Source organism: Rhodococcus sp. 077-4 (genome assembly GCF_047782425.1).
In the GTDB taxonomy this organism is placed as follows: domain Bacteria; phylum Actinomycetota; class Actinomycetes; order Mycobacteriales; family Mycobacteriaceae; genus Rhodococcoides.
The window spans coordinates 1,042,647-1,058,776 of sequence record NZ_JAJPWC010000002.1 but is presented as its reverse complement, the minus strand read 5'-3'; the positions used below and the strand labels follow the sequence as shown (position 1 = coordinate 1,058,776).

General features: G+C 66.0%; 18 protein-coding genes. 10 read left to right on the top strand and 8 right to left on the bottom strand.

The window, feature by feature from the left end:
- Window positions 1-16 precede the first annotated feature (16 nt).
- Window positions 17-739 carry an alpha/beta fold hydrolase gene (locus ACNEOT_RS14245; protein WP_415974651.1) on the top strand — a complete coding sequence of 241 codons (723 nt, stop codon included), beginning with the start codon at window positions 17-19 and terminating at the stop codon, window positions 737-739.
- On the opposite strand, the gene ACNEOT_RS14240 is transcribed toward ACNEOT_RS14245, so the two are convergent.
- A complete protein-coding gene (locus tag ACNEOT_RS14240; RefSeq protein ID WP_415974650.1) occupies window positions 721-1,554 on the bottom strand; it encodes a DUF3710 domain-containing protein in 834 nt (277 codons plus the stop codon). The two genes, ACNEOT_RS14245 and ACNEOT_RS14240, sit on opposite strands and share 19 nt — an antisense overlap.
- 64 nt (window positions 1,555-1,618) lie before the next feature.
- Window positions 1,619-2,113, bottom strand: coding sequence for a dUTP diphosphatase (gene dut / locus ACNEOT_RS14235; protein ID WP_415975177.1), 495 nt, complete (start codon window positions 2,111-2,113; stop codon window positions 1,619-1,621).
- A gap of 169 nt (window positions 2,114-2,282) precedes the next feature.
- On the opposite strand from dut, the gene ACNEOT_RS14230 reads away from it, so the two are divergent.
- A complete protein-coding gene (locus ACNEOT_RS14230) occupies window positions 2,283-2,753 on the top strand; it encodes a DUF3093 domain-containing protein (RefSeq protein ID WP_415975175.1) in 471 nt (156 codons plus the stop codon).
- A 73-nt stretch (window positions 2,754-2,826) separates the two neighbouring features.
- On the opposite strand, the gene ACNEOT_RS14225 is transcribed toward ACNEOT_RS14230, so the two are convergent.
- Window positions 2,827-3,129 (bottom strand): DUF4193 domain-containing protein, encoded by a 303-nt coding sequence (locus tag ACNEOT_RS14225; protein WP_027496891.1) that lies wholly within the window; start codon window positions 3,127-3,129, stop codon window positions 2,827-2,829.
- A 545-nt stretch (window positions 3,130-3,674) separates the two neighbouring features.
- Here ACNEOT_RS14225 and cei point away from each other — a divergent pair.
- Window positions 3,675-4,355, top strand: coding sequence for an envelope integrity protein Cei (gene cei, locus ACNEOT_RS14220; protein ID WP_415974649.1), 681 nt, complete (start codon window positions 3,675-3,677; stop codon window positions 4,353-4,355).
- Window positions 4,356-4,370: 15 nt separating this feature from the next.
- Here cei and ACNEOT_RS14215 read toward each other — a convergent pair whose 3' ends face one another.
- Complete coding sequence (locus ACNEOT_RS14215; protein ID WP_415975174.1) at window positions 4,371-5,243, bottom strand: inositol monophosphatase family protein; 873 nt, start codon at window positions 5,241-5,243, stop codon at window positions 4,371-4,373.
- Window positions 5,244-5,446: 203 nt separating this feature from the next.
- Here ACNEOT_RS14215 and ppgK point away from each other — a divergent pair, with 203 nt between their 5' ends.
- Both ppgK and ACNEOT_RS14205 read left to right on the top strand, forming a co-directional pair.
- Window positions 5,447-6,268 (top strand): polyphosphate--glucose phosphotransferase, encoded by an 822-nt coding sequence (ppgK, locus tag ACNEOT_RS14210; protein WP_415974648.1) that lies wholly within the window; start codon window positions 5,447-5,449, stop codon window positions 6,266-6,268.
- A 159-nt stretch (window positions 6,269-6,427) separates the two neighbouring features.
- The gene (locus ACNEOT_RS14205; RefSeq protein WP_415974647.1) at window positions 6,428-7,759 is read left to right on the top strand and encodes an RNA polymerase sigma factor; all 1,332 of its coding nucleotides are present in this window, start codon (window positions 6,428-6,430) and stop codon (window positions 7,757-7,759) included.
- 76 nt (window positions 7,760-7,835) lie between these two features.
- Here the strand turns inward: ACNEOT_RS14205 and ACNEOT_RS14200 are convergent, their stop codons facing one another.
- Together ACNEOT_RS14200 and ACNEOT_RS14195 are read right to left on the bottom strand one after the other, a co-directional pair.
- Window positions 7,836-8,195: a DUF952 domain-containing protein gene (locus tag ACNEOT_RS14200; RefSeq protein WP_415974646.1), complete on the bottom strand. Its 360-nt coding sequence runs from the start codon at window positions 8,193-8,195 to the stop codon at window positions 7,836-7,838.
- A gap of 26 nt (window positions 8,196-8,221) precedes the next feature.
- Window positions 8,222-9,145, bottom strand: coding sequence for an EamA family transporter (locus ACNEOT_RS14195; RefSeq protein ID WP_415974645.1), 924 nt, complete (start codon window positions 9,143-9,145; stop codon window positions 8,222-8,224).
- 234 nt (window positions 9,146-9,379) lie between these two features.
- Between ACNEOT_RS14195 and ACNEOT_RS14190 the strand changes: the two genes are divergently transcribed.
- On the top strand, window positions 9,380-9,574 hold the full coding sequence (locus tag ACNEOT_RS14190) for a hypothetical protein (RefSeq protein WP_027496884.1): 195 nt from the start codon (window positions 9,380-9,382) through the stop codon (window positions 9,572-9,574).
- 96 nt (window positions 9,575-9,670) lie between these two features.
- On the opposite strand, the gene ACNEOT_RS14185 is transcribed toward ACNEOT_RS14190, so the two are convergent.
- Complete coding sequence (locus tag ACNEOT_RS14185; protein WP_415975172.1) at window positions 9,671-11,410, bottom strand: DEAD/DEAH box helicase; 1,740 nt, start codon at window positions 11,408-11,410, stop codon at window positions 9,671-9,673.
- Between the two features lie 189 nt (window positions 11,411-11,599).
- Between ACNEOT_RS14185 and ACNEOT_RS14180 the strand changes: the two genes are divergently transcribed.
- Window positions 11,600-12,673 (top strand): YihY/virulence factor BrkB family protein, encoded by a 1,074-nt coding sequence (locus ACNEOT_RS14180; protein ID WP_415974644.1) that lies wholly within the window; start codon window positions 11,600-11,602, stop codon window positions 12,671-12,673.
- Window positions 12,674-12,688: 15 nt separating this feature from the next.
- Here the strand turns inward: ACNEOT_RS14180 and ACNEOT_RS14175 are convergent, their stop codons facing one another.
- Window positions 12,689-12,925, bottom strand: coding sequence for a DUF3039 domain-containing protein (locus tag ACNEOT_RS14175; RefSeq protein ID WP_032398413.1), 237 nt, complete (start codon window positions 12,923-12,925; stop codon window positions 12,689-12,691).
- Window positions 12,926-13,019: 94 nt separating this feature from the next.
- On the opposite strand from ACNEOT_RS14175, the gene ACNEOT_RS14170 reads away from it, so the two are divergent.
- The 3 genes from ACNEOT_RS14170 (at window position 13,020) to ACNEOT_RS14160 (ending at window position 16,065) form a co-directional block, all read left to right on the top strand.
- Window positions 13,020-13,388 carry a DUF3099 domain-containing protein gene (locus ACNEOT_RS14170; RefSeq protein ID WP_415974643.1) on the top strand — a complete coding sequence of 123 codons (369 nt, stop codon included), beginning with the start codon at window positions 13,020-13,022 and terminating at the stop codon, window positions 13,386-13,388.
- A gap of 33 nt (window positions 13,389-13,421) precedes the next feature.
- Window positions 13,422-14,915 (top strand): methyltransferase, encoded by a 1,494-nt coding sequence (locus ACNEOT_RS14165; protein WP_415974642.1) that lies wholly within the window; start codon window positions 13,422-13,424, stop codon window positions 14,913-14,915.
- A gap of 178 nt (window positions 14,916-15,093) precedes the next feature.
- The gene (locus tag ACNEOT_RS14160; RefSeq protein WP_032377730.1) at window positions 15,094-16,065 is read left to right on the top strand and encodes a sigma-70 family RNA polymerase sigma factor; all 972 of its coding nucleotides are present in this window, start codon (window positions 15,094-15,096) and stop codon (window positions 16,063-16,065) included.
- The last annotated feature ends 65 nt before the right edge of the window (window positions 16,066-16,130 follow it).

Genomic DNA, 16,130 nt, shown 5'->3' with positions numbered 1-16,130 from the left:
CGTGCACAATCGTGTCGTGCACAGCCGATTCGATACCTGTACCGCAATCGTTCTACCGGGGACGGGATCGGACGCCAGGTTTGCCGAGGACGCGTTCTCGGCGGCATTCGACGGTGTGGGATCGACCACCATCGCCGTCGAACCCGACCCCGCTGCCGTGGTCGAGAGCTACTTTTCCGCGCTCGACGACGCGGCGAGCCGACATGGACGCATCATCGTCGCGGGAATCTCCCTCGGTGCCGCCGTCGCAGTTCGCTGGGCTGCAGACCACCCGGCGAGCATCGTTGCCCTGGCACTCGCACTGCCGGCGTGGACCGGTGACCCGGCCGGATCTCCCGCGGCCCTGAGTGCCGAGTTCACCGCACGGTCGCTGCGCGAGCGGGGGCTCGACGCCGTCACTGCGGCCATGGCGTCGTCGAGTCCGGAATGGCTCGCGCGCACGTTGCGAAGGTCATGGGCGTCTCAGTGGCCGGCTCTACCCGATGCTCTGGACGAGGCCGCACGCTTTCGCGGCCTCGAACTCGACGAGCTCGCCCGCATCGACGTTCCCGCCGTCGTCATCGGCGCGGTGGACGACGCCGTCCATCCGATCGAGGTGGCGCGGCAGTGGGCAGGGGCGCTACCGAACTGTGCGCTGCGCACCGTGACGCTGGACGCCGTCGGGAGCGATCCCGGCTGTATCGGTCGAGCGGCCGTCGACGGTCTCGACCGGCCTCGGGCTCATCCGCCCAGCTGCTGAATCGCCGATCCCGCCGCGCCGCGCCTCGGGGCGGCGTCACGTTCGGCCACCGTCTGCTGGGGAGTCGAATTCTGCTCTGGCTCAACAGTTTCCGTAGGGGGAGCCACAACCTGGGGCTGCGCCGCCTGCTGCGCCGCTGCTTCCTGCTGTTGCTGCGCGGCAGCAGCGAGTTGCTCGGCCAGGATCTGCGGCAACACCACCGGCAGCGGGGTACGAACCGGATGCGGCTCGGCACCCCGATCCACCACGGTCTGCCGCAGAATCGTGTGCGCGAGGCCGACGAGCGGTTGCCCCTCGCTCACCGCACCCGCCGGACCGGCCAGAACGCAGCGCACCATCCAGCGGTAGCCGTCGACTCCGATGAAACGCAGGTCGGCGTTGGCTGTGACTCCGAGGAGTTCGCGGCCCCACGGGCCCGTCTCGACCGTCGTCTCGGCTTTGTCGTTGCGCAGCGACGTGGCCAGATCGGCGGCCACCTCGCGCCATTGTCCGGGTGATTTCGGTGCGGCGTATGCGGCGATGGTGATGCGGCCGAACTGGGTCACGATGTGCACCGCCTGCGGCGTTCCTGCTTGCGACATCTCGACCTGCAGTTGACCACCCTCCGGCAGGGGGATCAAGACAGAACCGAGGTCGAGTCGAGTCTTCGCAACCGTCTCGCGATCGTCGTCGAGGTCCGCGAGATCGTGAGGCCCGTCGGCGGACGTGTCCGCGGCCTCGACATCGTCGTCATTGGCTTCGACGCTGTCGACGAATGGCTCCGCAGCGGGCGCGGAGGCACTGCCGGCGTCGTTCTTCTTACGCCGTCCGAACATGTTCAGCTCTCTTCTTCTCGGATGCGTCCACTGTTGCTCCCAGCGGCGAACGTCATGGCGGCTTTCACTGATTCAGGCTGGCATGGCCGCCGGTCGAACCGTGACCACCGGCCCCGCGAACGGTGTCGTCCAGTTGGTCGACCTCGACGAACGTCACCAGCTCGACCCTCTGCACGATCAGCTGGGCAATTCGGTCGCCTCGCTCGAGCACGATCGGGGTGTGCAGGTCATGGTTGATCAGACACACCTTGATCTCGCCTCGATACCCGGCGTCGATGGTGCCCGGGGTGTTGACCACGGACAGTCCCGACTTCGCCGCGAGGCCCGAGCGCGGATGTACCAGCCCGACGGTTCCCAGCGGGAGTGCGACCGCAATACCGGTCCCCACCAGAACGCGCTCGCCCGGCGCGATCGTCACCGCAGCCGTGGTCCGCAGATCCACGCCCGCATCACCCTCGTGTGCCCGTGTCGGAACCGGCAACTCGGGGTCCAGCCGGCGCACTCGAACTGCCGGCCATGGATCGGCGGGTTGCGGGGGGCGGTCGGCGGACGGTTCGATGCCGGACTCGGTGACTTCGTCGCTCACGTCGATCGAGACTACGCTGGCCCGCTCCCGGCTCGGAGTGGCGACTACCCTGGATCTCGTGACTGCAGATCGACAGACCGAACACGCGCCGGAGTCAGGCGACTCCACTCCCCGTACCGGTTCCTCGGCACCCGCCGGCTCGGTGCTCTGGTCCGAGCGGCTCTGGGTGCCGATCTGGTGGTGGGCGGCCGGCGGCGCAGTGGCGGTGTTGCTGGCGGCCGAGATCCACATGGGCGCACCGGGCATCCGTGCCTGGCTCCCCTACGTCGTGTTGCTTCCCCTGATCGCGTGGGCGTTGTTCGCGTTCAGCAGACTGCGCGTCGAGGTGGTCGCCGATACCGGCGCGAGCGGAGCCGAGTTGCGCGTCGGAAAGGCCCACCTGCCGCTCGACGTGGTCTCCAAGGCAGCCGTCGTGCCCGCGACAGCAAAAAGTGCGGCGCTGGGAAGGCAGCTCGATCCGCTGGCCTTCGTGCAGCACCGCACCTGGGTGAAGCAGATGGTGATCGTGGTTCTCGACGACCCCGACGACCCGACGCCGTACTGGCTGGTCAGCACCAAACGCCCCGAGGAGCTACTGGCCGTGCTCACTGCCCACGGCGTCGAAGCGCGCTGACCGGTTGCCCGATCGAGAGTCGGAACCTACCTGCACAGACCCGAGCTGATTTATCGGGCCTGCGCGGACAAGGTCACGCCGCGCAGTCGCGGCACATCAGTACGCCGTTGGCGTCACTGGCCAGCCGGCTGCGGTGATGGACGAGGAAGCAGCTCGAGCAGGTGAACTCGTCCGCTTGCTTCGGAACCACTCGAACCGAGAGCTCCTCGCCGGACAGATCTGCGCCCGGGAGCTCGAACGACTCCGCAGTGTCCGATTCGTCGACGTCGACAACGGCGGACTGGGCCTCGTTGCGTCGGGCCTTCAATTCTTCGAGCGAGTCCTCCGACACATCGTCGGATTCTGTTCTTCTCGGTGCGTCGTAGTCGGTTGCCATTGTCTTCGTACCCCTCATCTTCGTGCGTGTGTGTGGTGAAAGCTGCCGATGTGGTCGGCTTGTGGCCGTCGGCTGTGAAGAGGGCTCTTGCTCGCTTCCACCGATGTTCGTATCTGTTCGAATCGTTCGTCGTCGCGCGGTGCCCGAAACTACACCGGGTAGTTCCCGGAACTCGCCGGTTGAAACCCGATCGAGACCTCGCTCACCTGATCGATGGTGCACCGGCGTCCAATTCTTGAAGCACCGCGGCCGCCAGACAATAGCCGAAGCCGGTCGCAAAGTTGAAACCGAACCGCCGGAGACTCCATTACCTGCGTGCACGCCGCATCAACACCGCGATGACACGCTTCATTCCGTGACCCGCAGAAGACGTCTCGACGCCGGTTTCGAGGCCGAAATCGGGTGCTGAGGCCGTGCGCTAGGAAGGTCGGGCCGTGTGTGCCGTCCCTCGGGCCCCGCGGGCATCTACAGTAGGCACCGCGTCGGTGTGAACCGACTCTGTGGACCGGTCTCGGCGACTGCCGACGGAAAGGCGAAGATCAACTGTGGTTTCTCTGATCACCGAAGGCAGATCGGTCGACGGTCGAGGTCGTCCGTTCCGTCGCCGCCGGGCATTTCCGATCATCGCGGTCTTCGCGGTACTGGCTCTGATCGGGGTACTCGTGTGGGTCAAGGTGTTCACCACCTCCGAGGCCACCTCGGCAACCGTCGAATGCAACGCGCCCACCACCGCGGCCGCGACCGACGGGACGCAGCCGGTAGCGCTGGGCGACGAAGTGGACCCGACGACCTTGCTCGACGTCGATCCCGCCGCCCTGTCCGCATCGAAGGTGCGCGTGTTCAACGCCAACGGCGAGCGCGGACAGGCTGCTCATGTGGCCGCCCAGCTCAGCGATTACGGTTTCGCCAGCGCGCCGGACGTGCAGGTCGGCAACGACCCGGTGTACGTCGATCAGAACATGCAGTGCCAGGGCCAGATTCGCTTCGGCGCGGCCGGGATGGCCGCGGCCAGTGCACTCTGGTTGGTCGCCCCGTGCGCCGAGCTCATCGAGGACGCCCGCACCGACGATTCGGTCGATCTGGCACTCGGCACCTACTTCAGCGAGATCCAGCCGAACGACGACGCCGAGGAAGTCCTGCGCACCCTCGCCGGGGCTGCGCCCGGTGCCGCGCCTGCACCACTCGATGCCGATCTGCTTGCGGCGGCACGCGAATCGCGCTGCTGACGTCGTTACCGCGCGTCAGCCGGGAATCGGATCGAGAGCGCCCACGCTGCGCAGTAGGGCCAGGAAAGCGTCCGAGATCCCCGGGGCCATCGCCACCGTCGCCGCACCCTGCGCGCTGGTGCTGTTCGCGCCGGGCAGCCTGATCACTGCACCTGCCTCGGACGCGATCAGTGCACCCGCCGCCCAGTCCCACGGACTGAGCCCGTGCTCGAAGTGAGCGTCGACGGCTCCGGACGCCACCATGCACAGATCCAGTGCGGCCGAACCGATCCGGCGAATGTCGCGGACCTGCGGCAGCAGTTCGGAGATGATCGCGCCCTGCACTGCTCGGCGCCGTGATCCATAGCCGAAACCGGTGGCCAGCAACGCCATCGACACGTCGGTGACACCCGAACACCGCAGTTGCTCTCGGGTGCCGTCGGCTCGCTGCACCGTGGCACCGCGTCCGAGCGCGGCGGAGTACACGAGTTCGCTGGCGACGTCGACCACGGCCCCTGCCACGCTGACTCCGTCGATCTGAGCAGCAACCGAGACCGCATATGCCGGAATTCCGTACATGAAGTTCACGGTTCCGTCGATCGGGTCGAGTACCCAGCGCACGCCGTCGATCGAGTCGTCCTCGCTGCCTTCCTCTTCTCCCAGGATCGCGTCCTCGGGCCGCAGTTCGGCCAGCATCTCGCGCAGTACTCGTTCGGTTTCGGTGTCCACGACTGTCACCGGGTCGGTCGGCGTGCTCTTGGACTGCACCGCGCCGTCGGCCTCGCTCGAGCTGCCGCCGAACACCTGCGGACGTCGGAGCCGAACGTGCTCGGCGGCTCGCGTCGCAACCCGTACGGCAACCTCGTGCAGCGCGCCCACGTCGCGAGTATTCGATCCCCCGGGTTCCACACGCTCTCCCGGCAATTGCGTACTGGCGGTGTCGTTCTGCGATCCGTCTGGTTTCGGCACGCGTACATCGCAACACACACCGGCGTCCGAGCACCACCGCAGCGACCACCGGTGGCGTCGCCGTCCCGTGAACACCGAATCGGCACTATTGTTCCCAAGCGACGGCACCACACGGATTCGATCAGGCCAGGAGCGGCATCCACATGACACAGGCAGGTTCGGACAACACCACCGCCGCGGCAGCGCGCCACGGGTTCGGCGTCGACGTCGGCGGCAGCGGAATCAAGGGCGGAATCGTCGACCTGAGCACCGGAGAGCTCGTCGGCGACCGCTACAAGATCGAGACACCCCAGCCGTCGACGCCGGACGCGATCGCGCGCACCGTTGCCGAGATCGTCGCGCACTTCGAGTGGACCGGCCCGGTAGGCGTGACACTGCCCGCCGTGGTGACCAACGGTGTGGCCCGCTCGGCCGCCAACATCGACAAGTCCTGGATCGACACCGACGCCCGTGCCCTGTTCGCGAAAGCCATCGGTACCGAGAACATCACCGTGCTCAACGACGCGGATGCGGCCGGAGTCGCCGAGGACAAGTACGGCGGAGGAAAGGGCAAGGACGGCGTCGTCGTACTCCTCACCTTCGGCACGGGAATCGGATCGGCCGTGCTGCACAATGGAGTTCTGCTACCCAATACCGAATTCGGCCACATGGAGATCGACGGCAAGGAAGCCGAGCACCGTGCGGCATCGTCGGTGAAGGAGAACCAAGGCCTGTCCTACAAGGAGTGGGCCAAGGAGGTCTCGAAAGTCCTCGAGACGTTCGAGGCGCTGCTGTGGCCCGATCTGTTCATCGCCGGTGGCGGCATCAGCCGCAAGAGCGAGAAGTGGATTCCGCACCTGACCAATCGCACCCCCGTCGTCCCGGCAACCCTGCTGAACACTGCCGGAATCGTCGGTGCCGCACTCGCGGCGGACTCCGCCGTGCCCTCCGCGGAGACCGGCACATCCGCGGGAACAGCGGACTGACACGCGTGTGGCCACCTGCGAAGGGCGAGGGTCGGTAACAAACTCCTGAGAGGTCGTTACAATGGTGTGTGCCGGTACGCAGCCGGCCGAATCCGAAGACCTCTCCGCCGGAAACAACTCTGGCGTGACGCCGCACGACTTCGTCACGAAAGGGCGTACGTGGCAGCCACCGATATCCGTCAGACCGTAGATTCCGAAACCGAGTCTGCGACACCTGCACCTGCTGTCAAGGCACCCGCTGCGAAGGCACCGGCAAAGAAGGCACCGGCCAAGCGCGCCGCGGCCAAGAAGGCACCGGCCAAGAAGGCCGCAGCAAAGAAGACAGCAGCGACACCGGCAACCGGGGACGACGCCGAAGAGGTCACCCCCGGGATCGAAGACATCGACATCTCGGAGGGCGACCTCGCCGCTGCCGCCAACGACGTCGTCGAGGTGGTCGCCGCCGGTGACGACACCGAAGAGGACGCCACCGCCGAGCCGACGGCCGAAGACAAGGCATCCGGCGACTTCGTCTGGGACGAAGAGGAATCGGAGGCGCTGCGGCAGGCCCGCAAGGACGCCGAGCTCACCGCCTCCGCGGACTCCGTCCGCGCATACCTCAAGCAGATCGGCAAGGTCGCTCTCCTCAACGCAGAAGAGGAAGTCGAGCTGGCCAAGCGCATCGAGGCCGGCCTGTTCGCAGTCGAGAAGATGCGCGAGTCCGCGGAGAAGGGCGAAAAGCTCCCCGTTGCTCAGCGTCGCGACATGACGTGGATCTGCCGGGACGGCAACCGCGCCAAGAATCACCTCCTCGAAGCAAACCTTCGACTCGTCGTCTCCCTCGCCAAGCGCTACACCGGCCGCGGCATGGCTTTCCTCGACCTCATTCAGGAGGGCAACCTCGGTCTGATTCGCGCGGTCGAGAAGTTCGACTACACGAAGGGCTACAAGTTCTCGACGTACGCCACCTGGTGGATTCGTCAGGCGATCACCCGGGCGATGGCCGACCAGGCCCGCACCATCCGTATCCCGGTGCACATGGTCGAGGTCATCAACAAGCTCGGCCGCATCCAACGCGAGCTGCTCCAGGACCTGGGTCGCGAACCCACTCCCGAGGAACTCGCCAAGGAAATGGACATAACGCCGGAGAAGGTGCTGGAGATCCAGCAGTACGCGCGTGAGCCGATCTCCCTCGATCAGACCATCGGCGACGAAGGCGACAGCCAGCTCGGTGACTTCATCGAGGACTCCGAGGCAGTCGTCGCCGTCGACGCCGTCTCGTTCACCCTGCTGCAGGATCAGCTGCAGTCCGTGCTCGAGACGCTGTCCGAGCGTGAGGCGGGCGTGGTTCGTCTGCGCTTCGGCCTCACCGACGGTCAGCCGCGCACACTCGACGAAATCGGTCAGGTCTACGGCGTCACCCGCGAGCGGATCCGCCAGATCGAGTCGAAGACGATGTCCAAGTTGCGGCACCCGTCGCGCTCGCAGGTACTGCGCGACTACCTGGACTGATTCGTTCTCCCCACCTCGAACAACGACCGTCGATCATCGTGATCGACGGTCGTTGTCGTTCGCTGTCCGAACGCCGTCACACCTGCGGCACCCCGAATGTCCCGTCCGGCCCCGGCCGATAGTCGAGAACCGCCGTGACGGCCGCGATGGGCAGCGGTCCGTACAGGTGCGGGAATCGCATGGACTGCGGATCGGACGGCACCCCCGGTTCCCACCGAACGGGTGCCGTCAGACGAGCCGGGTCCAGGCGTAGCAGTACCAGATCCGTGCGGCCGGCAAAGAGCCGATTCGCCGGCAGATGCACCTGATCCGGCGTCGACAGATGTACGAAGCCCACGGCGTCGTACGAATCGGGGGTGTACTCGGCCTGCCCGCGCATCGACAGCCACTCCCCAGCCGTACAGATGTGAACGAGGTCGTCCTGCGTGTTGGTCACGACCCCATTCTGCAGTCGGTGACGGGTCAGGGCGGTGGAATGTCGGCAACGCCGCGATCTCGGCGGGTCGGCAGCCCACCCACCACCACCGCCGTGATCACGGCCGCGATTCCGAGCGCTTCGAGAACCGTCGGAATCTGGGTCAGTACCACGGCGCCGACCACTGTGGCCGTCGCCGGGAGCAACGCCAGGAGCAGCGCGAAGCGGGCCCGCCCCACTCGGACCAGAACGTACTGATCGAGAACGTAGGGAACCACACTGGAAAGCAAACCGACCCCCACACCGAGCACCCAGATTCGCCAGTCGCCCAACGTGTTCGAGTGCGCAACTGCGAACGGTCCGAACAACGGCAATGCGAGGAACACCGACGCGATTGCGAACCCGGCGGCCATGTCGTCGAGCCCCTGCCCCGCGTCTGCGACAGATTTGCCCAGCACGATGTACGCGGCCCACAGGGCGGCCGAGCCCAGTGCGAACGCAATCCCGACCAACCCGACCTCGCCGCCCTCGAACTGCGCGGAGGCGATGGCACCGACGCCGGCCATCACCAAGAGCAATGCGCACACATCGGCGGGCTTCCTCGACCCGGCCGCGGCGACGGCGATCGGCCCGAGAAACTCGATGGCCACAGCCGCTCCGAGCGGGAGCCTGGCGATCGCCTCGTAGAACATCGCGTTCATGCCGATCGTCGCGCCGCCGAACGCGGCAGCCGTCAGCAATCGTCTACGCGTCCAGGCGGAGCCGGCCCGGGCCCGCCACGGTCGTCGCCAGAGCACCAACACCAGGGCCGCACCGAAGCCGCGCAACCACGCCACCGCGGCCGGATCGACGGTGTCGAACAAGAACACACCGATCGCCGCGCCGACATACATGCACAGGGCACCGACGACGAACAGCGACGGGATACCCAGCCTCGAGGCACCGGACAGCGAAGGAGAAGTCGAAGCCACAACGGCGACCCTACTGCCGCGACTCGCGGTGAAACCGAATCAGCTCTCAGCGAACAGATTCGATGACGTTCCTGCTCGTGAGCCATGTTTCGTGTTAGTGACAACACAAAGAAACGCGCTCGGGAACAACGCATGGCCGCCATACGTCTGACAGAGTGAACGAACCGCGCCATACCGACGCGGCGGACCGGCCCCAGGCGAGCGGGACAACCCGCAAGCCAGTACGGAGGAGTCATGCCCGGAACATTGACCAGCCCACAATTGACAGCAGCGGACCGGTGCGACCGGTGCGGTGCAGGGGCTCGCGCGCGTGTCGTGCTCTCGACCGGTGGAGAACTTCTCTTCTGCGGTCACCACGCCACCGAGCACGAAGCCCGTTTGCGTGAAGTGAACGCAACGGTGATGACCGAATCGGACTCCACGGTGTAACCGACCTTTTGCGTCGGGGCAAACAGGTTCGCCACGATCGACGAACACGAGAAAGACGGACGGCCTCAGGCCGTCCGTCTTTTTCGTGCGCCGGCTCTACATCTTCCTGAGCTGTGCGATCCGCTCGCCCAACTGATCCGCCGAGGCCATCGCTGTCGGTGGCCCACCGCAGATGCGTCGCAAATCGCCGTGAATCACACCGTGAGGCTTCCCGGTGCGGTGGTGGTACACCGCAACCAAACTGTTCAGCTCACGCCTCAGGCCGGCCAATTGGCCCGCACTGGTGGCCCTGTCGTTGACGACGGGAGGAACCGGAACCGCGGGCCCGGCGGCCGGCTTGTCGATCTGCTCTTGCTGACGCTGGCGCAGCAGGTCGCGCATCTGCGTCGCGTCGAGCAGTCCGGGCAGACCGAGGTAGTCGGCTTCCTCGTCGCTTCCCGAGAATGTCGCGGTTCCGAACGAGGACCCGTCGTAGATGACCTGGTCGAGTTCCGCGTCCGCTCCGAGCGAGGTGTACGCCTTCTCCTCCTCGCCCAGTTCATCCTTCTGCTTGTTGGCGTCGGCCAGCAGTTCGTCGTCGAAACCGTCCTTCTCCCGGTGCGGTTTGCCGAGGATGTGATCGCGTTGCGCCTCGAGCTGCGACGCGAGATCCAGCAGCACCGGTACCGACGGCAGGAAGACGCTCGCCGTCTCACCCTTGCGGCGCGACCGCACGAAGCGACCGATCGCCTGCGCGAAGTACAGCGGCGTCGACGCACTCGTCGCGTAGACCCCGACTGCCAGACGCGGAACGTCGACGCCCTCGGACACCATGCGAACGGCAACCATCCAGCGTTGGTCGCTCTTGCCGAACTCGGCAATACGAGCCGAGGACGTGGGATCGTCCGAGAGGACGATGGCCGGCGTCTCCCCCGTGATGACCTCGATCAGCTTCGCGTAGGCCCGCGCCACCGTCTGGTCGGTTGCGATCACCAAGCCACCGGCATCGGGCATGCCGCCGGCGCGCAGCTGAGCGAGCCGCGTGTTCGCCGCCAACAACACGGCGGGCATCCAGTCGCCCTGCGGATCGAGTGCGGTACGCCACGCTCTCGCGGTCTGTTCGGCACTGAGCGGTTCACCCAGCCGGGCGGTGTACTCCTCCCCTGCACTGTCCCGCCACCGCGCTTCGCCGGAGTACGCGAGGAACACGACCGGGCGGACGACGCCGTCGGCGAGAGCATCGGAGTAGCCGTACGCGTGATCGGCTTTGGACCGCATCAACCCGTCCTGGTCCGGTTCGTAGTTGACGAACGGAATGGGACTGTCGTCGCTGCGGAACGGCGTACCGGTCAACGCCAACCGTCGGGTGGCGTCGCCGAACGCCTCGCGAATCCCCTCGCCCCAGCTCTTCGCGTCGCCGCCGTGGTGAATCTCGTCGAGGATCACCAGGGTCTTGCGCGACTCGGTGCGCACCCGGTGCTTGAACGGATGCGAGGCGATCTGTGCGTACGTGACGACAACGCCGTGATAATCGCTCGACGTCTGACCTGTCGAGTTCGAGAACCGCGAGTCCAGTGCGATGCCGACTCTGGCCGCCGATTCCGCCCACTGATGCTTGAGGTGCTCGGTGGGAGCGACGACGGTGACCTGATCGACGGTCCGATGAGCCAGCAACTCCGCGGCCACGCGCAGAGCGAAGGTCGTCTTGCCTGCACCCGGCGTCGCGACCGCGAGGAAGTCCTTGGGTGAGGCGACGAGATATTTCGTCAGCGCACGTCTTTGCCATGCACGGAGCGGAGCTCCTCCGCTCACCGGGGCAGCAGCTTGCTCGGTGGAAGGTGGTGTGGGATCGAACATGTCAGCGCTCACTGGCCGCCGGTTCCTGGCATCGATGTAAATTCCTCGCGCTCTCGGTAGCCCTGCAGTGTCCGCCGTGGAGCCTATCGCTCCGCACCGACCGATTCCGCATCGATCGACCGACTCGAAGACGACACGGCGCGTCGGTGGTTAGCGAAGTGGGCATATGTCAGGAATGCTGGAGTCACCATGAGCGAGTCTGCAGGCGAAACTCCGGCACCGGAACGGTTGTCGGCGAGAAAGCCGATACGTGCAGTGTGGAAAGTGACTCTGCGCACTCTGAGCAAGGCATGGGACGACTCGATCTTCAGCAAGGCGGCGACCGCCGCGTTCTGGCAGACGCTGTCGCTGCCGCCGCTGCTCCTCGGAGTGCTCGGCAGTCTGGGATTCGTCGGCGGATGGTTCGGACCCAACACGGTCGAGATCATCGAATCCAAGATCATCACCTTCAGTAACACCCTGTTCAGCGGCAGCGTCGTCGACCAGATCATCGCCCCGACCGTCAAGGACGTCCTGGCTCAGGGCAGCGGCGAGATAGTGTCCGTGGGGTTCCTGTTGTCGTTGTGGGCCGGGTCGTCCGCAATTTCCACGTTCGTCGATTCCATCGTCGAGGCACACGGGCAGGCCGACGCCCGAAATCCCGTCTGGCAGAGGTTCTTCGCACTGCTGCTCTACGTGGGATTCCTGGTCATCGCGGTGTTCGTACTTCCGCTCGTCGCCCTCGGGCCGGTGTACCTGCAGCGCATTCTTCCGGGTTCGTGGGTTTCCGTCGGCAGCGAGCTGATCGACTTCTTCTACTATCCGGCCGTCGGGCTGCTGCTCATCGTCGGCCTCACGACGTTGTACAAGCTCGCCCTGCACACGTCGCTTCCGTGGCATCGACTTCTCGGCGGGGCCCTGCTGGCGGGTGTGTTCTTCATGATCGCCAGTGCAGTGCTTCGCCGATACCTCGGCTGGGTGACGAGCACCGGGTACACCTACGGGGCGCTGGCGACGCCCATCGCGTTTCTGCTCTTCACGTTCTTCCTCGGCTTCGCAGTCGTTCTCGGTGCCGAGTTCAACGCGACCATCCAGGAGTTCTGGCCCGCGCGGGCCACCCGGATGGACCAGATGCGCGAGTGGCTCGCCGCGCAGACAGCGACCGACGAGGACAAACCGACGAGACCCGTGACGGCCGTCGCACGACGGCTGGCCACGGGGCCGATCAAACTGGTCGGAGACCGAGCCCGTGCGGACCGTCCCGAACCGACCCCCGATCGATGACGGGGACGGTCGACGTCAGTCGCCCTTCTTGAGGCCTTCGTAGACCTTCTTGCAGTCCGGGCACACCGGGGACCCGGGCTTGGCGGACTTGGTGACGGGAAACACCTCACCGCACAGGGCGACGACGTGCGTACCCATCACGGCGCTCTCGGCGATCTTGTTCTTCTTCACGTAGTGAAAGAATTTCGGCCGGTCGTCGTCGGTGGTCTCGTCCGGTGCTATGTCGGGACGATCCTTCGTCTGAGTGCTCATGGACACAGATTAATCCGTGGATCTCCAACGAGGGGTAACCGGTTACACAAGCTCGTCGTATGCATTCTGTGAGCGGTAGTGCCACAGTGGAGTTATGACGAGAACCCCAGGGTTCGACGGAAGCGCGTACAGCGACTCGCCGGATGGGCCCGTCCTGATCACCGAGGCGCAGCAATCGGTCGAAGAACAGCACAAGAAGCGTGTTCGCAAGTACATGTTCATCATGTCCTTTCGAATCCCGGCGTTGGTGTTGGCTGCCCTCGCCTACGGCATGTGGATGAATCCGTGGATCTCCATGGCGATCGTCGGCGTGTCCATTCCGCTGCCGTGGATGGCAGTGCTGATCGCCAACGATCGACCGCCGCGCACGAAAGACGAGATGAGCCGGTACGACTACCGAACCGTCGACGCGCCGCAGCTGGAATCGAGCAATCACCGAGTGATCGAACCGGGCGACGACTGACACGTCGTCGGCGGCCGGTGGGACACTTGCGTCGTGACTGCACCGACATCCACCTCCCGGCTCGTAGCCGCTTGCCCGCACCTTCGTGACGCTTTCGAGCGTGCCGGGTACGACGCCGACGGCGTTCTGACGCTGCTCGGAGACGACGCCCACGGTGCGCTGGGACGAAGCGAGCCCGTTCCGGTCCGCAATGCGAGTCTGGACGGCGGCGCGCTGGGTGTTCTGGTGCGCCTGTTCCTCCTCGTCGACGACTGCCCCGAGTCCGATGTGGCCGACGCCATCGCGCCGTTGACGATCGAGGATGCCGTTGCGGCCGGCATCCTCACTCGGACCGGATCGGCGGTGCGAGCTCTGCTCGACATCCGACCGCTCGACACCGGGCACGGTACTCGGTGGATCGTCTCGGATCCGGACGGCAGCATGCGAGCCGCCGAGACTGCTCCCGACCACGTGCTCGGAGTCGGTCAGGCCTCGTTGTCTCTGTTGCGTGGCACACCGACGTCCCCGGTGGCGACGGTTCTCGACGTCGGAACCGGCTGCGGCGTCCAGGCAGTGCACGCCAGCGGTTACGCAGCACAGGTGACGGCGACCGACATCAGTGAACGATCGATGGAGCTCGCGGCCGCGACGATGGCGCTCAACGGCCTCGCCGTCGAACTGCTGCACGGTTCGTGGTTCGAGCCCGTGGCCGGACGCCGATTCGATCGCATCGTCGCCAACCCGCCCTTCGTCGTCGGCCGCGCCGAAGTGCTGCACTCGTACCGCGATTCCGGCCTCGATCTCGACGGTGCCAGCGCGCTGATGATCCAACAGGCACCCGACCACCTCGAACTCGGCGGCACCGCCGCCATCCTGGCGTCCTGGATCCATGTGCGCGGCGAGGACTGGCGCACGCGCGTCGCATCGTGGCTGCCCGCACACGGGATCGACGCCTGGGTGGTCGAGCGCGACGTAGCCGATCCCGCGCTGTACGTGGGCACCTGGATGCGCGACGGTGGACTCGACCCCCGCGATCCCGACGCGGCTGCGGTGGCGCAATCCTGGCTCGACCATTTCTTCGCGGCCGACGTCGAAGGAATCGGTTTCGGTTTCGTCTATCTCCGGAGGACGGACACGTCGACCGACCTTCTCGCCGAGGAGCTCACGCACGGCTTCTCCGACCCTCTCGGCAACGAATCGGTGGAGTACTTCGCCCGGCTCGACTGGCTGCGTGAGCACGACATCCTCGACTCGGTGTTGACCCTCGACCCCAACACCGCACTCGAACGCGTCTACCTTCCCGGAGACGAGGGTTGGGCTCCCGTGGCGGTGCGGGTCCACCGCGGCAACGGTCCGCAGTGGCAGCACGACATCGACGAACTGGGTGCAGCCCTGCTCGCCGGGCTGCGACCCGACGGCCTGCCGGTCGGTGAACTGGTCGAGTTGCTCGCTGCCGCGCACGACGAGGATGCCGAGGATCTGGCCGCCCATGCGGTCACGATGATGCAGGGGCTCGTCCGGCACGGGTTGGTTCGGCCGGCCCGATGAGTCCGCGACCTCGGCCCGTGAGCCGGGCCGTTCCCGGCGGTTTCACTTCTCAGCAACTTCTCAGGACGAGAGTGACGTAATCCCTGGTCACGCGGGTATCACCAGGATCGGCGTGGGAACTTATCGGAGTCTCCCGAGCGTTGAACCTTGTGAGACACCACCGACCAGGAGGCAAGTCATGACCAGCCCCAGCACCACGATTCGTCCGCGGCCCACCGATGCCGATCTGGACGCCCAGAGCCCAGCAGCCGATCTCGTTCGCGTGTACCTCAACGGCATCGGCCGCACCGCACTGCTGACGGCTGCCGAGGAAGTCGATCTTGCCAAGAGGATCGAGGCCGGTCTCTACGCGAAGCAGGTTCTCGAGAACACGAAGCGGCTGAGCGCAGTCAAGAAGCGCAACCTCGCGATCATCGTGCGCGACGGTAGCGCCGCACGCAGCCACCTGCTCGAGGCGAACCTTCGCCTGGTCGTGTCCCTCGCCAAGCGCTACACCGGCCGCGGCATGCCGCTGCTCGACCTGATCCAGGAGGGCAACCTCGGTCTGATCAGGGCAATGGAAAAGTTCGACTACGCCAAGGGGTTCAAGTTCTCCACATACGCGACGTGGTGGATCCGGCAGGCCATCACCCGCGGCATGGCCGATCAGAGCCGCACGATCCGGCTGCCCGTCCACCTCGTCGAGCAGGTCAACAAGCTGGCCAGGATCAAGCGTGAGCTGCATCAGCAGCTGGGACGCGAGGCAACGGACGAGGAACTGTCGAGCGAATCGGGTATCGCGGTCGAGAAGATCGCCGATCTGCTCGACCACAGCCGCGATCCGGTCAGCCTGGACATGCCGGTCGGAAGCGACGAGGAAGCACCTCTCGGCGACTTCATCGAGGACTCGGAAGCCACCTCTGCCGAGAATGCCGTCATCGCCGGTCTGCTGCACAGCGACGTTCGCGTCGTGCTCGGCACTCTCGATGAGCGCGAGCAGCAGGTCATCAGGCTTCGTTACGGTCTGGACGACGGCCAGCCGCGCACCCTCGACCAGATCGGCAAGCTCTTCGGACTCTCCCGCGAGCGTGTTCGTCAGATCGAGCGCGAGGTGATGGTCAAGCTTCGCCAGGGCGACCGCGCCGAGAAGCTGCGCTCGTACGCCAGCTGAGCCGAGCCACCGACCGGTGGAGCAGCGGTGACCATCCCTGTTCGCGCCACCTCACGCAGTAGCCG

Excerpts from the sequence above, each read along its gene's own strand:
- ppgK (WP_415974648.1), top strand. The coding sequence starts at position 5,447 with ATGACACAGGCAGGTTCGGACAACACCACCGCCGCGGCAGCGCGCCAC.
- ACNEOT_RS14190 (WP_027496884.1), top strand. The coding sequence starts at position 9,380 with ATGCCCGGAACATTGACCAGCCCACAATTGACAGCAGCGGACCGGTGC.
- ACNEOT_RS14240 (WP_415974650.1), bottom strand. The coding sequence starts at position 1,554 with ATGTTCGGACGGCGTAAGAAGAACGACGCCGGCAGTGCCTCCGCGCCC.
- ACNEOT_RS14185 (WP_415975172.1), bottom strand. The coding sequence starts at position 11,410 with ATGTTCGATCCCACACCACCTTCCACCGAGCAAGCTGCTGCCCCGGTG.
- ACNEOT_RS14225 (WP_027496891.1), bottom strand. The coding sequence starts at position 3,129 with ATGGCAACCGACTACGACGCACCGAGAAGAACAGAATCCGACGATGTG.
- ACNEOT_RS14170 (WP_415974643.1), top strand. The coding sequence starts at position 13,020 with ATGACGAGAACCCCAGGGTTCGACGGAAGCGCGTACAGCGACTCGCCG.
- ACNEOT_RS14160 (WP_032377730.1), top strand. The coding sequence starts at position 15,094 with ATGACCAGCCCCAGCACCACGATTCGTCCGCGGCCCACCGATGCCGAT.
- ACNEOT_RS14180 (WP_415974644.1), top strand. The coding sequence starts at position 11,600 with ATGAGCGAGTCTGCAGGCGAAACTCCGGCACCGGAACGGTTGTCGGCG.
- ACNEOT_RS14175 (WP_032398413.1), bottom strand. The coding sequence starts at position 12,925 with ATGAGCACTCAGACGAAGGATCGTCCCGACATAGCACCGGACGAGACC.